Genomic DNA, 14,464 nt, shown 5'->3' with positions numbered 1-14,464 from the left:
ATCCCCATCGTTGGTCTGCGTCGTCAGTAAGGACGAGTCAGCTAGCTCGATTTTGCGGCGATGATTTGATCGAGTTCAAGTCTGAGTCGGGGAAGGATCTCATCGTAGCCGAAGGCACCAAGGGCTTCGGTCCCCTTCTTAAGGTTCACCTTGGCCGGACCGCACCACAGGCCCAAATCGGCTTCATCGGTTTCGCCGGGACCGTTGACTCGGCATCCCATTACTGCGATCGTGATTTGATGATCCTTCGCGTACTCGGTCATCTCTTTGACGCTTTCCGCCAGGTCGATAAAGGCTTCGTTCTCGACGCGTGAACAACTTGGGCAACTGATGATGTTCAATTTTGTATCGTCGAACACCACAACGCTACGCACTCGGCCTGCATGAATGTCATCAATGATCGATTGACCAGCAACGACTTCCTCGGGCTTGCGATCGTTGGGAAGCGTTAACGAAACTCGAATCGTATCGCCAATTCCTTTTCCAATCAGTTGTTCAAAGGCGATGCGAGTTTTGACGATGCCATCGGGCGGCATTCCAGCTTCCGTGACCCCGAGGTGCAGCGGAACGTCAGGACGTCGTTGAGCGAACTGTTTGTTGACGTCGATCACTAAGCGGGGGTCGCTGTCTTTGAGCGAGACGACATAGCGATCAAAGCCCAACGAATCGACGAAGTCGCAGTGTTCCAACGCACTTTCAAGCATCGGCGAAATCGAATCGCTATGGTCGTACTTCTCTTTTTTCGCGGGGTCCACGCTGCCGCAATTGACACCAATGCGGATCGCGCAATCGTGTTCTTTGGCTTGGTTGACAATGAATGTCACCTTCTCTTGCCAAGTCTTGTCTTTTTGATGGTGATACAAGTGACCGGGGTTGTACCGGATCTTGTCCACATACGGCGCCACGAGTTCGGCGAGCTTGAAATTCTCTTGCAAGTCAACGGCGAGGTTGGCCGTTGTTTGAGCGCGAATTTCAGCTAGTGCCGCAGCGTCTTTGTCGCTATCGACCGCAATTCGAACCACGCCAGCGCCGGCTTGTCGGTAAGCTTCCGCCTGGGCGACGGTGGCATCGATGTTCTGGGTTTTGGTCGCCGTCATGCTTTGCACCGCAATGGGATTGCCATCGCCGATGACGATGGAACCGATGGCGACGGCGCGGCTTGGATTGCGGGTGATCTTCATGTTCGGGTTCGTTCAAAAAGAGGTCAGGCTTTGCACCGCAACAATGTACATCGCTTGATTGAGTTCCCGTAGCCCTGCCAAGGTCTTGAATCCGGTCTCGGTAATTCTTGACCCAGGCGGGTGATCGCTAAGCCACTTCGGACGAATTTGCCGAAGCTTCCTCGGCCGCCTTCGCTTCATCCATCAAGGTGCTGGGTTTAATCGACAGGGCTGATTTGTGAACCGGCCCCATCGCGCCGGCTGGCATTCGGACGTGGACGATGGTGGATTCGTCGCCAAATTCGCGGGATAGCACCTCGCCTTTGGACGACAAATAACCAAGAAGTTTGCCATCCGACGGAGCCACTTCCACGGCAATGTCAAGAAACTCGCGGCCCAACGCTTCGCCGACCGCTTCAATCAGGCAGCCAAGTCCTTTGTTGCTTCGTGCCGAAACCGGAATCGCATTGGGATATCGGTCGAGCACTCGGTTGAGGATGGCTGGATTGTGAATCGCGTCGATTTTGTTGAGCACCAAGAGCGTGTCTTTTTCTTCAATGCCAAGTTCTTTTAGCACTGCGTAGACGGCTGCGATTTGGTCGAACACAGTTGGGCTACTTGCATCAGCAACGTGAAGCAACAGATCAGCTTGACGAGTCTCTTCGAGCGTAGACTTGAAGCTTGCAACCAGCGAGTGAGGCAAGTCACGAATGAATCCAACCGTATCGGAAAGCAATACCGTTCCCCAGCCAGGCAGGTTCCAACGGCGAGTTCTTGTGTCGAGCGTTGCAAACAGTTTGTCTTGCGCAAGAACGTTCGCGTCGGTCAACGCGTTCATCAAAGTGCTTTTGCCCGCGTTGGTGTAACCGACCAGCGAAACCGTTGGCGCTTCCTTGCGGGCAGAAACTTGGCGTTCGCGACGTTCTTCAACTTGCTTGAGTTCGGCCTTCAAGTCCGAGATGCGCTTTTGAGCTAAACGACGGTCAACTTCAAGTTGCTTTTCACCCGGACCCCGCATGCCGACACCCATCGCCTGACGCGACAGGTGAGTCCACATTCGCTTCAAACGTGGCAGCGAGTATTCAAGCTGCGCCAACTCGACCGCCAATCGAGATTCGTGAGTGCGAGCACCGGCAGCAAAGATGTCGAGAATCAATTCGGTTCGGTCAATGACCTTGGCACCGGTTGCTTTTTCGAGATTTCGAATTTGCGCGGGCGTCAGATCGTTGTCGAAGACGATCAGATCAGCATCATGCTTTTGAACCATCAAGCGAAGCTCTTCTACTTTGCCCTTCCCCATGTACGTTGAATGATCAGCGCTGCTACGCCGTTGAACCAATTCGTCGACAACATCGGTTCCTGCGGTAGTGGCCAATCCATGGAGTTCTTCGAGAGGGTCATCGCCTGGATTCTGGTCAGGCGTAATTAACCTTGCCAAGATGCTGCGTTCCGGCTCGTCATCTTGGACTTTGTATGTTTTCTGCACGTTGAGGGGTGGTCTCCTGGCGATTCGCCGCGAAGGGAGGCAAATGAATCAGTGCGTTGGAATCGGTGAAATGTGATTTCACAGGTCTCTCTTATTATAGTCTCTCCACCAAGACCACCAAGACGGGCGGTGGGTTCGGGAGCGGAAGAGAATCTCTGGTTTTTGGAAATCGGCAAAATCGTTTTTGTGGGTGTGACCAGACTTGTCACGAGGGTCGCGAAGAATACTCGCATCGCTCAAGCGGCATTGGTGCTTGCTCAGCGAGTGAATGTTTCGCTCCTTTTGACCCCCGGCGTTTCGATGACCCAAATGCTTCTTTTCGACGCGGCCACCACGGACCCTTCGGCAACTTCCCTGACTCCTTCGTTGACCACTGCGGTGATCGCGACTGCGGCAGTGGTTCCTTCTGTTTCCTCAGCATCCGCTGTTCGTTCGCAAACTGCTGTTCGTTCGCAAACTGCTGCTCGTTCGCAAACTGCTGCTCGTTCGCAAAGCTCTGCTCGTTCGCAAAGCTTAAGTGCAGAAGAATCGACGGCACTCAATGATGCTGCTTTGAATGGCAACGATCCAGGGCTGAACCACATGGGTGATTTGGCTCGTTTGGTGCTGCTGCGCTACGATTTGTTGGCTGCTCGCAAGGCGAAACGCGTCAATCGAGCCCGGTAATATTACGTCTTTCCCGCTGTTGACCTTGCTCCGTTCGTTTTGCAGTCGTTAACCGCTAAAGCGGCTATCCCTGAAGCGGTGTGGGTTCGGCGTTGGGTTCTTGGCTGGGCTTGGCTGATTTAGGTTCCGATGCCCGTGCGGCATCGGCCTCGGCTTTCGCCCGCTCTTTCTCTTTGCGTTTGGCCGCCGTTTTGCGGCTGCGCAGCATGGATGCTGTCATGATTGCCCCTATTAAGAATCCGGTCCCGGTTGCCAGCAATAGCAGCACCGACAGCGGCAAAGCGCGAGTCCACAGCAGCACGCTGATATCGGTCTCGGTTGGGTTTTGGACCGTGATGGTAAGCCCCAGCCCGATCAACAGGATCAAAAAGAACCAGCGGATTTTCTGCATTTGGGTTGCCTCTCAGGCCGAATTGGGTAGTGTACGTAGGTGCATTTTCTATGCTAGCATTTTGTTCAGGGCTTCCGAGCGACTGTATTTCGGAAGTGAGCAAAAGTCAGCTTGGACGTCGTGGTTAAGCCAAAATTTCTCGGCCAGCACGTGGGATGTTCGTACTGCAACGTATCACAGCATGCAAATTGCCGCCTGTTGGCCATCTTGGCAGGTCATAAATACCTCGCAGGTCGTTAATAGCAGGTGGTTTGGGTGTGCCGGGCAGGCTGCGATTACCGGGCAGGCTGCGATTACCGGGCAGGCTGCGATTGCAGGGCAGGCTGCGATTGCAGGGCAGGCTGCGGTTATCGGGCAAACTGCGGCTGAGGGGCGGACTAAGAGTGCTGAGCAGATGCAACTTGCTTGCTTAGTGAATGCACGTCGATTCAGTAGTCATTCATGGGTCAGTGGTCATTCTTGGGACCAAGCGTAGAAAAGGAAAGGAGATTGGGAATGTCGACTCAGCAAACCTTTGAATTTCTTGCTCCTCCGATCGCACCGACGAAGCCTCAACGAACTCGGTTGACTGATTTACCAGGAAAGCCTCGGTTCCGAGCCCCGTCGCAAGCCGAATCGCAAACCCCATCGCAGGCCCAGTCGCAAACCCAGCCGCAAACCCAGTCGCCGGCTCTTTCGTCTGTGTTCAGTGCTCCAGCACCGTCGCCTGACGCTCTGATGCGATCGCATGGCGCTTCGACACGTCCTTCTGGCGCTTTGACGCGGGCTTCGGGTAACCAGGTAGCTACTCCTGTTGACCGTTCGGCGGTGCTTGCGGACCTTCGCAAGCGAGCCGGTTGCCTTTCCTCAGCGGCGACCCAGGTTCATCGTGCTGATATTTATTCCACCGGATGTTCAGGCATCGACGCAATGTTGCCGCAAGGTGGATTACGAATCGGCACTGTCACCGAGTGGGTGTCCGAGCACGATTCGAGCGGTGCGTCAGCGATTTCGCTCGCTACGATTGCGGCCAGGATGAAAGATACGAACGTTCAAGGTCCGCTGGTGGTGATCAGCGAAGCCAACTATTTCTATCCACCCGCCGCCGAAGCGATCGGAATTGATCTTAAGCGAGTCATTTGGGCAAAAGCGCAAACGCACGCTGATACGGTGTGGGCAATCGATCAAGCACTGCGTTGTCCTGCGGTTGCCGTCGTTTGGGCGCGAGTGGGCGGTGGGCTCGACGATCGCGATGCCCGGCGTTTTCAGTTGGCGGCCGAAGAGGGACAAACTTCCGCTGTCCTTGTCCGCCCTCGCACCGTTCGCGGTCGACCGACGTTCGCGGATGTGCGACTGCATGTTGCACCTGAGATGCATGTGTCGCAGCAAAACAAGACCAACGGAGTGTTGACAACGAATCAATCCCCCTTTGTTTCCCGAGTGACATTGGACCGGTGTCGAGGGTCCGCGAGTGGTTGCTTCGTGGATGTCATGATCGACGACCACGGTCAATTGCAAGCTGTTAAAGTTCCAAAGTCGACGATCTACCATGCCCCCATCTCAACGTCATCTGTGCATCTGGCTTCCGAATTGGCCCATCCAAAGACGTCGTCAGGAACAGGTTCAAAGAGCCGCCGAGCTTAAAACGCAATCGGAACAAGATGACTCGTCGAGTCAAACCAATCCGCCTTTGCAAACTGGCCTGCCTTCAACTGACTCGGACGCAGCTGACTCGTGCGCAAATGACTCGTGCGCAACTGATTCGGGCGCAAAAGAATTGAACGCGGGGGATCGCCCCGTTTCAAACGCTCCGTTTTTGCTTTGGAACGAAAAGCCGCCCCGCGGACGGTTGGTGGTGGCTTGTTGTCCGGTGGCAAGGAAATTGGGTATCCGAGTGGGGATGCCGATCGCTCAGGCGTCAGAGCTTTGCGCCATCAAGCAAGGTGATGTCGTGCCGCTCGTGGAAAAGCATGATCCCGATGCCGACCGAGAAGTGTTTGGTCGGTTGGCGGAAACCTTTCAAGACATCCTAACGCCATTGATTGCGGTCGAAGAACTCGACGCAAAGCCCTGGGCTGGGCATCCACGCCAGCAGAGCGAATCGCTTTGTTGCGATATCACCGGGGCGGCGCATTTATTGGGCGGTGAAGCTGGGGTGTTGCGTCACGCTACTGAATCTCTTCAGGCGATGAATTTGGCGGCTTGCATGGCAATCGCGGATCACTGGGGGACAGCTTGGGCGGTGGCGCACGAAGGGCCATGGTGCCTTCGGCCGGCGGACAATTTGCCGCCGCGGAGTTTTATCGTGCCATCGGGTGAGGCTGAATCGGCGATCGTCGAGTTACCCGTTCGAGCGTTAAGGATTGAACAGGCGACGGTCGATACGTTGGCCCGATTGGGAGTCGAACGGGTTGGGCATTTGCTAAAGCTTCCTCGCAGCGGCATCGCACCAAGACTCGGGATGCCTCTTGTGCGACGGATCGAGCAAGCGCTAGGCGAAGTCGCTGAGCCGCTCGGGGTGCATCACGCCGAGGCCGAGCATTGTGAATCATGGGACCTAGAATACCCCACGATGGATCAAGAGATTCTGGTGGACCGAGCTCGCCGATTGCTGGAAAGGATCAAGGGCGGGTTGGCAACACGAAAGCGTGGGGCACAACGCTTAACGTGTCGCCTGGACCTTTCGGTCCACCCGCCACTGATCCTAGAAATCGGTTTATTCGCACCGACCACAGACGTGGATCATCTTGGTGGTCTGTTTGCGAATCGTTTAGAGTCACTCCGTCTTCGCAGCGATGTTACTCGTTTAACCATTTCGGTGTCTCTGTCTGCTCCTTTGCGAACGACTCAAGTTTCTCTGTTTTCTCATGATCCGCTTGCACCTCAGTCGCCTCTTGAAATCTCCGGTGCAAAATCCGGGTCTTCACTCGGTCGGTTGGTGGATTTGTTGAGCGGTCGATTGGGCCGTGATCGTGTGGTTGAAGTTCGCCTGTGTCGCGACCCGCTTCCCGAGAACGCGTTTGACACTAGCCCCTTAGCGGGAACACGGCGTTTGACTCTCAAGACAGCTTCTCGTTCACATCATCGACGTCGTTCGTCGTCTCGTTCGTCGTTTCATTCCTCGGATAGTTCTGGTGATTTATCAGGAGACCGTTTGTTAGGCGGTCGGTCAAAAAGTTTTAAAGGTGTCACCCAGGATCACGACTTCCGCGATTCGGGAATTGAGTTTGATGATTCAGGTGGCCGTGAGGCTAGTGGGATTCGGTATCGAGGCGGTGGCGTTAGTTCAAAGTCGGCGGATGATGCGGCATTGCTAGGACCATCACCCAGTGACGCGATGCGTCGTCCGTTGTCATTGTTGGCCACGCCCGTGGCAATGGAAGTCGCGTTGGTTGGTGGTTCGTTCTGTCGTGAAGTCTTTTCGCCGCAGCTACCCGAACGTTTCAAAATCAATGGCACCGTGTACAGGATAAAGGACCACTGGGGACCAGAGCGAATTGAAACGGGATGGTGGAGTGGGGCATTGATCTGTCGCGATTACTACCGCGTGCTTACCGCAGGTCATCAGTGGTGGTGGATTTATCGTGGAACAGAGCGACACAGAAGTTTTGAAACGGATCTAGCTGACGATAGTACTTACGCAAGCGAACAAAGATTCCGTTGGTTCTTGCACGGACGCTTTGCGTGATCTGAGCAAACCTTAGGTACCTAAAACGTGGGAATCTCCACCAACCAATGCCCTGTTTAGCAAAAGAAATATTCGGTTCATAGGCATTGTATACCTGTGATCTCAATCAACAGGCCACATAGATGCGAGATATCCCGCGTTAATTCTTCCGCCTGCACCATAGATTCGGCGAGTTGCTATCCGATTTTGCGAGGCAAAATGTCGGTTCTTCAACCCGATATCGTCTTCGTTTACAACGAACGCTCAATTCAGTTCAGGACCTCGACAACCAATCGCTGTTGATTCTTGACTTCTGGTTCATCACCGCCTTGCCTTCTGGGGGTTGTGTTGTCTCCCCAAAGTATCGAGATCCAGAGTCCTCAGATCCACGATCTTGAGACCCACGATCTTGAGGTGAACTAGCTGCAAATGGCGGCACCCTGATGTAGCGACGTCTCACGCTATCGGTGCCGTATGCTCGGCTCACAAGGGCAGGTTCCTTGCGATGTCAAAACGCGAGCACACATGAATTCCGACACCGATTTCTTCTCGCCACCAATGAATCGCGAACCTTGATCGGGCGACGTTGCTTTGGCGATAGAAGTTCGCCAGCGACGCCGTGGCATTTCGCTGCGCTTGGAACCGGCAAAGGGGCATCGCGCCCCCGTTGTGAAGTCAAAGGTTCGCTCACATGCTTACAAAACCGCCAAAAAACGAATTGGCACGCGACCTGCTTTGTCCTTGAAGCGACTTCTTGAACCAATCAATTGAGGTCGAGATTCGCATCTTCACTCTAGACACTTCGACAGGGCAAAACTCCATGCAAGAAACATTGACGAAATCCACTTCGACGCGAACACGACGAACCAGACTTGCCGCTCTCGTGCTGGCGCTTACAACGACGGGTGTGGCGGTGAGTGGCTTCGCAATTGGCGAGTCGAAGGTTGATCTGAACAAGCCACGACCTTCGATCGTGCAGAACCTTTCTCCCGATGTGCAACGCGCACTCAACAATGCATCGGATCTCTCCACCGCGTTTCGTGCGGTCTCTGAATCACTGCTGCCATCCGTGGTGGCGATCGAGAACCGAGTAGACGTCGCTAAGACCGTTTCAAAGTCCAATGGTTCTACTCAACCATCGGCGGACCCTTTCGCCCATGGAAATCCATTCAAGGGCACTCCGTTTGAAGACTTTTTCAGCGACAAGTTTGACTGGAATGCTTTTCCCATGCCTCACGGCAAACTTGCTCCGCGACAGCTCCCTAAACGAATGCCAAGTTCAGGTATTGGTTCAGGAGTCGTGATCGACGAATCTGGAATCATCCTCACAAACAATCACGTGGTTGAAGGTGGCGGAAAGGTTGTCGTTCGCACCGCCGACGGTACGAAGTACGAAGCCACGGCGGTCTGGACGGATCCGAGTACTGATATTGCGGTGGTAAAGATTGAAGGTGCCACCGATTTGGTTGCTGCGCCACTTGGCGATAGCGATCAAATGGGCATCGGCGACTGGGTACTTGCGTTAGGGCAACCATTCGGGCTCGATAGCACCGTTACCGCTGGAATCATCAGTGCCAAGAACCGCGGCATTCGCATCACCGACCGCGAGAACTTCTTGCAAACCGATGCTGCTATTAACCCCGGCAACAGCGGTGGGCCGTTGGTGAACTTGAAGGGCGAAGTGATCGGCATCAACACGGCAATTCACTCTCGCAGTGGTGGTAATGAAGGAATCGGTTTTGCCGTTCCGTCGAACATGGCTCGGTGGGTTGCCAGTCAGTTGATTGACAATGGCAAAGTGCAGCGAGCTTACCTGGGCGTTGGTATTCAGCCCGCGACTCATGAACTCGCCAAACAAATGAATGTGAAGCCCAATAGCGGCGTTGTGGTCACGGATGTATTCCCCGATACGCCTGCGGCAGAGGTTGGTCTTGAAAGTGGCGATGTGATCGTAAAATTCGATGGCCAACCCGTTCGCAAACCGCTGGAACTTCAGTTGTTGGTGGAGCGGTGCGAAGTCGGCAAAAAATTCCCAGTTGAGATCGTTCGCAATGGCAAGACCATCGAGCTCAGCTACACGGCAACATCACGACCAGATGAATTTGGTTCCCTGCAAGCGTCGAGTTCTGCAAGTCAATCGGATTCGCCATCGGCAACCGTTTCGGATTGGGGAGTAGAAGTCGCCGACGTTAACAGTTCGATTGCAAATCAACTCGGCGTTCAAGAGGATTCCGGGGTGGTCGTCACGTCAGTGATGGACGGCAGTGCGGCAGCGGAAGCGGGTCTAGAGCCGGGCATCGTCATCAAACAAGTCGATCGCCAGGCGGTTGACTCTGTTGCTGAGTTGAAGCAAAAGCTGGCGGAAGCGGACGACGACGTCTTGTTGTTGGTGCGGACGAAGAACGGATCACAATTTATTGTGATGACGAAATCGTAAACACCCGTGAAATCAGCGGCGAAGGAATCGTCGCTGACTTCAAATTCGTGTTACTCTTAAGAAGGGGACTGTTTCGGATTTGACACGCACACCGCCGCTTGCCCCGGTTAGCTCACGCGGGGTTTGATCAGCTCACGCGGGTTTGATGTGCCAACAAGAGATCTGAACCGTTTCCCAAGCCTAAGCGTTCGATGAACGCTTCCCAGCCTTGGCTCCGCGATCTTTCTAGCGAGGATTGCGGAGTTTGGCATTTGATTCCCCTGCTAATGACGCCTCATGCGACTCGCTGCCAAACTTGTGCTTGTCTATCTGATCGGTCTGCTATTGATCGTTGGATTGTTCAGCTATTTGACGATTCAAAATGAACGTCGTTTGGCGGCAGCTTTGCACCAACAACAGGCAGCCGACATTATCGCTTCGATGAGTCGCAAGTTGGAAAGCGTCTATCGCAGTGTTCATCCGCGTGAAGAGCTGCAGCAAGTATTAAGACAGACAACTAGCTTGCAGACCAAACGTATGAAGATGCGTTTGGTAGAACCGGGAGGCTCTGGCAGTTCGGCTCCTCCGCCCGGTGTGCCCATCGACGTGATCGTGACACAGCGAAGCATGACAACCATTTCGATGCCGGACCCCAGTGGCGAGGAACGCCTCTACACTTATGTTCCGATCGCGGGAACGAAAGAATTTCCGCGAGGAACTATCGAGGTTTCGGCGCCCGACAATACGGCGAAAGATCGGTTGCACCGTTCGTTGATGCGATCGGCGATAGCGATTTTGGGCGTAACGGTCCTGTCCGGTGTCGTGGTGTTGTTCGGCGGAATTTTGATGGTGGGAAAACCGCTCAAGCAATTGATCTCGAAAGTGCATCAAGTAGGAGAAGGCAATTTTGACGGCCCGCTCGATGTAAAACAGAATGACGAGTTGGGACGTTTAGGAGTCGCCATCAACCAGATGTGTGAACAACTCAAGAGCCAGCGTCAAAAAATCGACGAAGAGACAGCCGCTCGAATCGCGACGGTCGGGCAACTTCGTCACGCTGATCGCTTGAGTACGCTTGGTAGACTCGCGGCGGGAGTCGCGCACGAAATGGGGACGCCCCTGAATGTCGTGTCCGGACGAGCCGAGTTAATCGCTAGTGGGGAACTTAGCAGTGATCAAACTCGCCGAAGTGCCTTGACTATTAAACAAGAGAGCGACCGAATTGCCGGTATCATTCGTAGTTTGCTCGACTTCGCTCGTCGAGGGAATCCGAATCGAGATCGAGCAGACTTGGCCGCTTTGGTTGATGAAACCGTGACGATGATGCGGCCACTTGCTGAAAAGAAGAACGTCGACATCCGTTGGACTCGCACCGAGTCCCCAATGATCAGCAAAGTGGATTCGGGCCAGATCCGCCAAGTTTTGACGAATCTAATCGTCAACGCGATCAGTGCAATGGATGGACAAGCGGGGGACACCATCACTATTTCCGCTCGGTCAGCAAAGAGCGATGACCCTTCGGTGGCTCCCATCGAGATGCATCAAATCGACATCGTTGACAATGGTCACGGAATTGAGGAAGAACATCTCGAGAGCATTTTCGAGCCATTCTTCACCACGAAGGACGTCGGTGAGGGAACGGGATTGGGGTTGTCGATCGCTCACGGAATCATCGAAGATCACGAGGGCAGAATCGAAGTGAGCAGCGTCCTCGGTGAGGGAACTCGATTCAGTGTTCTCTTGCCCGTCGACGAAGCTGACGAAATACTTCTGAACCAAGACAGCCAGCAACTGCTCGAGAATGCGTCGACGGATCGCGTGGATCCGTTACCCACGCCTGGTTCATCTCGATCCGAATACAACATCTAAGTGCCCATCATTCTATGAGTAAGCAGGAAACCCAGAGCCGAGGGTGCGTGTTAGTCGTCGACGATGAACGCGCAATGTGCGAATTGGTCGAAACCACATTGACGATGAAGGGATTCGAAGTGTCGTGGTGCCAAAACGCCGCCGATGCTCTCGAGCGAATCCAGCAGGTGGACATCGACGCTGTCTTAACTGACGTCAAAATGCCTGGCACAAGCGGCATTGAGTTGTGCGAACAGATTCACAAGATTCGTCGTCAGCTTCCCGTGGTGGTGATGACGGCGTTTGGTAGTCTCGAGACCGCGGTTTCGGCGCTGCGAGCAGGCGCTTACGACTTTGTCACGAAACCCTTTGAGATTGACCTGCTTGTAGCGACCCTGTCACGAGCGGTTGACTATGGCCGATTGCAATCCCAAGTTCGTTTACTCACTGACCAAATTGCAAAAGCGGAATCTTTTGGTGAATTGATTGGCCAAAGCAAACCCATGAGAGCTCTCTACGAGCAACTGGGGCGGGTCGCAGATTCAGAATCGTCAATCCTGATCACGGGTGAAAGCGGCACGGGGAAAGAAGTGGTCGCCCGTTCGATCCATCAGCAGTCCAAGCGAGCATCCAAACCGTTCGTGGCTGTCAATTGCGCCGCGTTGAGTGAGTCACTGCTCGAAAGCGAGTTGTTTGGGCATTCCAAAGGAGCCTTTACCGACGCGCGTAATGAACGAGCAGGTTTGTTTGCAGAGGCCAACGGCGGCACTCTGTTGCTTGACGAAATGGGCGATATGCCCATGGCTTTGCAAGTTAAGTTGCTTCGAGCGCTTGAAGAAGGAAAGATTCGTCCAGTTGGCAGCGATAAGGAAGTTGAGGTCGATGTCCGAGTATTAACGGCCACGCACCGGGACTTAGAATCGGCCGTGGAAGAAGGGCGATTCCGAGAAGACTTGTTCTACCGAATTAACGTGATTCAATTGCACCTGCCGCCGTTGCGTGCGCGAGGCAATGATATTTTGTTGATTGCCAATCACTTTGTGACCATCTTTGCAAAACGAAGTGGTAAGTCCGTTAACGGGTTATCAGAATCGGCGGCGGAAAAGTTGTTGTCTTATTCGTGGCCTGGCAACATTCGGCAGCTTCGCAATGTCATTGAACGAGCGGTTGCTTTGACGCGGTTTGATCAAATTAGCGTAGAGGATTTGCCGGAAAAAATTCGCGACCACCGGCAAACATCTGTTTTCATCGGCGGTGATGATCCTACCGAACTGGTGACGATTGAGGAGCTTGAGCGGCGGTACATTGACCATGTACTCGGTTGCGTCCAGGGGAACAAGACTCTGGCGGCACAAATTCTTGGGGTGGATCGCAAAACCTTGTATCGGAAACTCAAGCGAGATTAGGAATTCTCGTTTGTGGCTCGGTCCCACGCTGAATTTGACGCGGTATACTTGGATGATCGTTGCCAGGCGAGGGAACTAATGGGTTTCCCGCTGGCTAGTCAATCTTCCCAGTTTTATTCTCGCCACATCACGGCTAACGGATTTATGCCCGTCAAGATGCAACTCGCTCGGATCATCATTTCCGAGTTGACCGAAAATCAAGTGATCTACCTCCAAGAGGTGGATGGCACTCGTGAGTTTCCGATTTTGATTGGGATCTTCGAAGCGACGAATATCGATCGTCGGGTTAAAGAAGACTACGAACCGCCTCGGCCATTGACTCACGATTTGATCGTGGAAGTGGCGCAGTCTCTTGGTGCGTCGATCGACCGGATCGTCATTAACGATCTGAATCAAAGTACGTACTTCGCCAATTTAGTTCTCGTGCGAGAAAATGGTGAAGAGATCGAAATTGATTCGCGTCCGAGTGACGCGATCGCCGTTGCTGTCACGTTCTCGCCTCCGTTACCGATTTACGTTGCTGAGCACGTGCTCGAAGAAGCCACGTCAAAGATTCCTTAGTGGCAACATCGATGCAACTTTTTAGAACGTGCGCTACGATGCACGAGGCGGTAGTGAAGGCTCGCGCGCGCGGACGTAGGGTTGGCGTTGTCCCGACCATGGGCGCCCTTCATGAAGGCCACCTATCGCTAGTGCGAGCCAGTGTTGAGCGCTGTGACGAGACGGTCGTCACGATCTTCGTCAATCCAACTCAATTTGGGCCTGGTGAAGATCTCGCGAAATATCCGCGAACCTTCGACGAAGACATCGCGAGAGTCGAGGCCGCGGGCGCGACCATGGTGTTTGCGCCATCGAACGAAGAGATGTACCCGAGCGGTGCGAGTACGTTTGTTGAACCGCCATCGGTAGCCATTCCTCTTGAAGGCAAGTTTCGCCCCGGTCATCTACGCGGTGTCGCCACGATCGTTTTGAAGCTTTTTCACGCCGTTCCCGCCGATGTCGCCATCTTTGGTCGCAAGGACTACCAACAATTCAAAGTGATCGAAGCCATGGTGCGAGATCTGAACGTGGCAATCGAATTGGTGGCTGGCGAAACGGTGCGCGAATCAGACGGGTTGGCGATGAGCAGTCGCAACCGGTATCTATCATCCGATGATCGGGTTCGAGCGTTGTCGTTGTCGCGAGCCCTGTCCATCGCCCATGAAGCATATCGTCAAGGTGAGCGTTCGACTGCGGCGCTAGAAGCGTTGATGAGTGAAGAGTTGCGCGGCGTCGATTCGGTCGACTATGCCTCCGTCGTGGATGCCGATACGCTTCAGCGGTACGACATTGTGCCACCGAAAGCGGTCGCGTTGATCGCGGCTAGAGTGGGTGGCGCTCGATTAATTGACAATCGCACGCTAAGCTAACCCGCTGCATCCTCGAACTCTAAATACTTGTAAACC

12 protein-coding genes are annotated in these 14,464 nt (G+C 54.0%); 9 read left to right on the top strand and 3 right to left on the bottom strand.

Going from position 1 to position 14,464, the window contains the following annotated elements; all coding sequences use genetic code 11:
- Positions 1-41: 41 nt before the first annotated feature.
- Both ispG and hflX read right to left on the bottom strand, forming a co-directional pair.
- Positions 42-1,181 carry a (E)-4-hydroxy-3-methylbut-2-enyl-diphosphate synthase gene (ispG, locus tag Pla22_RS18820; protein WP_146516288.1) on the bottom strand — a complete coding sequence of 380 codons (1,140 nt, stop codon included), beginning with the start codon at positions 1,179-1,181 and terminating at the stop codon, positions 42-44.
- Between the two features lie 127 nt (positions 1,182-1,308).
- Positions 1,309-2,646: a GTPase HflX gene (gene hflX / locus Pla22_RS18815; protein ID WP_146516287.1), complete on the bottom strand. Its 1,338-nt coding sequence runs from the start codon at positions 2,644-2,646 to the stop codon at positions 1,309-1,311.
- A 162-nt stretch (positions 2,647-2,808) separates the two neighbouring features.
- On the opposite strand from hflX, the gene Pla22_RS18810 reads away from it, so the two are divergent.
- Positions 2,809-3,312 (top strand): hypothetical protein, encoded by a 504-nt coding sequence (locus Pla22_RS18810; protein WP_165440744.1) that lies wholly within the window; start codon positions 2,809-2,811, stop codon positions 3,310-3,312.
- Positions 3,313-3,376: 64 nt separating this feature from the next.
- Here Pla22_RS18810 and Pla22_RS18805 read toward each other — a convergent pair whose 3' ends face one another.
- Entirely contained in the window at positions 3,377-3,703 is a 327-nt protein-coding gene (locus Pla22_RS18805) for a lipopolysaccharide assembly protein LapA domain-containing protein (RefSeq protein ID WP_146516285.1), read from the bottom strand.
- Between the two features lie 181 nt (positions 3,704-3,884).
- Here Pla22_RS18805 and Pla22_RS25350 point away from each other — a divergent pair, with 181 nt between their 5' ends.
- The 8 genes from Pla22_RS25350 (at position 3,885) to panC (ending at position 14,428) form a co-directional block, all read left to right on the top strand.
- Positions 3,885-4,178 (top strand): hypothetical protein, encoded by a 294-nt coding sequence (locus Pla22_RS25350; RefSeq protein WP_165440743.1) that lies wholly within the window; start codon positions 3,885-3,887, stop codon positions 4,176-4,178.
- A gap of 20 nt (positions 4,179-4,198) precedes the next feature.
- Complete coding sequence (locus Pla22_RS18800; RefSeq protein WP_165440742.1) at positions 4,199-5,326, top strand: ImuA family protein; 1,128 nt, start codon at positions 4,199-4,201, stop codon at positions 5,324-5,326.
- Complete coding sequence (locus Pla22_RS18795; protein ID WP_146516283.1) at positions 5,232-7,370, top strand: Y-family DNA polymerase; 2,139 nt, start codon at positions 5,232-5,234, stop codon at positions 7,368-7,370. Before Pla22_RS18800 ends, Pla22_RS18795 begins: the two co-directional genes overlap by 95 nt.
- Positions 7,371-8,103: 733 nt before the next feature.
- On the top strand, positions 8,104-9,786 hold the full coding sequence (locus Pla22_RS18790) for a Do family serine endopeptidase (RefSeq protein WP_146516282.1): 1,683 nt from the start codon (positions 8,104-8,106) through the stop codon (positions 9,784-9,786).
- Between the two features lie 276 nt (positions 9,787-10,062).
- Entirely contained in the window at positions 10,063-11,634 is a 1,572-nt protein-coding gene (locus tag Pla22_RS18785) for a sensor histidine kinase (protein WP_146516281.1), read from the top strand.
- Between the two features lie 14 nt (positions 11,635-11,648).
- Positions 11,649-13,019 (top strand): sigma-54-dependent transcriptional regulator, encoded by a 1,371-nt coding sequence (locus Pla22_RS18780; RefSeq protein ID WP_146516280.1) that lies wholly within the window; start codon positions 11,649-11,651, stop codon positions 13,017-13,019.
- Between the two features lie 144 nt (positions 13,020-13,163).
- Positions 13,164-13,580: a bifunctional nuclease family protein gene (locus Pla22_RS18775; RefSeq protein ID WP_146516617.1), complete on the top strand. Its 417-nt coding sequence runs from the start codon at positions 13,164-13,166 to the stop codon at positions 13,578-13,580.
- A gap of 11 nt (positions 13,581-13,591) precedes the next feature.
- Positions 13,592-14,428 (top strand): pantoate--beta-alanine ligase, encoded by an 837-nt coding sequence (gene panC / locus Pla22_RS18770; RefSeq protein ID WP_146516279.1) that lies wholly within the window; start codon positions 13,592-13,594, stop codon positions 14,426-14,428.
- The last annotated feature ends 36 nt before the right edge of the window (positions 14,429-14,464 follow it).

The sequence above is a fragment of the Rubripirellula amarantea genome, assembly GCF_007859865.1.
Classification (GTDB): domain Bacteria; phylum Planctomycetota; class Planctomycetia; order Pirellulales; family Pirellulaceae; genus Rubripirellula; species Rubripirellula amarantea.
This window is presented reverse-complemented; position numbering and strand designations above follow the sequence as displayed.

Coding starts and splice junctions, on each gene's coding strand:
- Pla22_RS18780 (WP_146516280.1), top strand. CDS start 11,649: ATGAGTAAGCAGGAAACCCAGAGCCGAGGGTGCGTGTTAGTCGTCGAC.
- panC (WP_146516279.1), top strand. CDS start 13,592: ATGCAACTTTTTAGAACGTGCGCTACGATGCACGAGGCGGTAGTGAAG.
- Pla22_RS18785 (WP_146516281.1), top strand. CDS start 10,063: ATGCGACTCGCTGCCAAACTTGTGCTTGTCTATCTGATCGGTCTGCTA.
- Pla22_RS18800 (WP_165440742.1), top strand. CDS start 4,199: ATGTCGACTCAGCAAACCTTTGAATTTCTTGCTCCTCCGATCGCACCG.
- Pla22_RS25350 (WP_165440743.1), top strand. CDS start 3,885: ATGCAAATTGCCGCCTGTTGGCCATCTTGGCAGGTCATAAATACCTCG.
- Pla22_RS18775 (WP_146516617.1), top strand. CDS start 13,164: ATGCCCGTCAAGATGCAACTCGCTCGGATCATCATTTCCGAGTTGACC.
- Pla22_RS18805 (WP_146516285.1), bottom strand. CDS start 3,703: ATGCAGAAAATCCGCTGGTTCTTTTTGATCCTGTTGATCGGGCTGGGG.
- Pla22_RS18795 (WP_146516283.1), top strand. CDS start 5,232: ATGCCCCCATCTCAACGTCATCTGTGCATCTGGCTTCCGAATTGGCCC.
- ispG (WP_146516288.1), bottom strand. CDS start 1,181: ATGAAGATCACCCGCAATCCAAGCCGCGCCGTCGCCATCGGTTCCATC.